Origin of the sequence: Streptomyces sp. KR55, assembly GCF_052245645.1 — a bacterium.
Lineage (GTDB): Bacteria > Actinomycetota > Actinomycetes > Streptomycetales > Streptomycetaceae > Streptomyces > Streptomyces flavusporus.
On sequence record NZ_JBQQCE010000907.1, the window covers coordinates 1 to 1,358 of the forward strand.

At 71.2% G+C, this 1,358-nt stretch carries 1 protein-coding gene and 1 pseudogene; both read right to left on the reverse strand.

Going from position 1 to position 1,358, the window contains the following annotated elements:
- Positions 1 to 377 (reverse strand): annotated as a pseudogene (locus tag ACTWQJ_RS51425) (TrmH family RNA methyltransferase); the annotation flags it as partial.
- Positions 378 to 441: 64 nt separating this feature from the next.
- Positions 442 to 1,358: uroporphyrinogen-III C-methyltransferase (gene cobA, locus ACTWQJ_RS51430; RefSeq protein ID WP_443313207.1), on the reverse strand; the 917-nt coding region annotated here is incomplete at its 5' end.

The following is a 1,358-nucleotide window of genomic DNA, read 5'->3' on the forward strand; positions in this document are numbered from 1 at the left end:
GACTCCATGATCACGACCCGGCGGGCGGTCTGGAGGAGTTCGGCGGCCGTGGGCAGCGGCTTGCGCTGCATGGAGGCGAGCGCGCCGCGGTGCACGTGGTAGCCGGTGACCTGTTCGGCGAGCTCCGGGCTGACCGCGTAGACGGGGGCGGGGAGCTCGTCGATGACATCGCGCATGACGTCGACCCACTTGGCGGAGAGCAGCATCGACCGCATCTCGTAGCCGGAGTCCTTCGCCCGGCGGATGACCTTCTCGCCCTCGGCGATGAACAGGCCCTCGGCGGGTTCGCGCTTGCGACGCAGTTCCACGTCGGTCAGGCCTGTGTAGTCGTGCAGGCGCGGGTCGTCGGGGTCCTCGACGGTGATGAGATCGGCCACAGGGTGATACTGCCTTGTCCTGGGTGTGGTGCCAACGGCTCGGGACGAGTTGTGTTACCCGCGGTTACGCGGAAGGGTGCGGGCCTACGTTCACGACCGCGCCGACGACGATGACGGCCGGGGGCTTCACCTCCTGCGTACGCACCGCCTCGGCGACCGTCGCGAGTGTCGCGTCGACGCGGCGCTGGGCGGCCGTCGTGCCCTCCTGGACGAGGGCGACCGGGGTGTCGGCCGGCTTGCCGTGGGCGACCAGGGTCTCGGCGATCTTCCCGATCTTGTCGACACCCATGAGGATCACCAGCGTGCCGGTCAGTTTGGCGAGGGACGGCCAGTCGACGAGGGAGCGCTCGTCGTCGGGGGCCACATGGCCACTGACCACGGTGAACTCATGGGCCACACCGCGGTGGGTGACCGGGATTCCGGCCGCGCCCGGCACCGAGATCGAGCTGGAGATGCCGGGGACCACCGTGCACGGGATGCCCGCCTCGGCCAGTGCCTGGGCCTCCTCCATGCCGCGACCGAAGACGAACGGGTCGCCGCCCTTCAGTCGTACGACCGACTTGCCCTGCTTGGCGTGCTCGATCAGCGCGTTGTTGATGGCCTCCTGAGCCATGAAACGGCCGTACGGGATCTTCGCCGCGTCGATCACCTCGACGTGCGGCGGGAGTTCGGCGAGCAGGTCGCGGGGGCCGAGGCGGTCGGCGATGACCACATCGGCCTCGGCGAGCAGGCGCCGGCCGCGGACCGTGATCAGGTCCGGGTCGCCGGGGCCGCCACCGACGAGGGCGACGCCCGGGATGCGGGTGCGGTGGTGGGGGGCGACGAGGGTGCCGTCACGCAGGCCCTCGACGACCGCGTCGCGGATGGCGGCGGTGTGGCGGGGGTCGCGGGACTTGGTGTCGGTGGTGAGGACCGCGATGGTGACGCCCTCGCTGTGGCCCGTCGCCGGGGTCCAGGCCGTGGCCGCGTCGGCATCGTCGG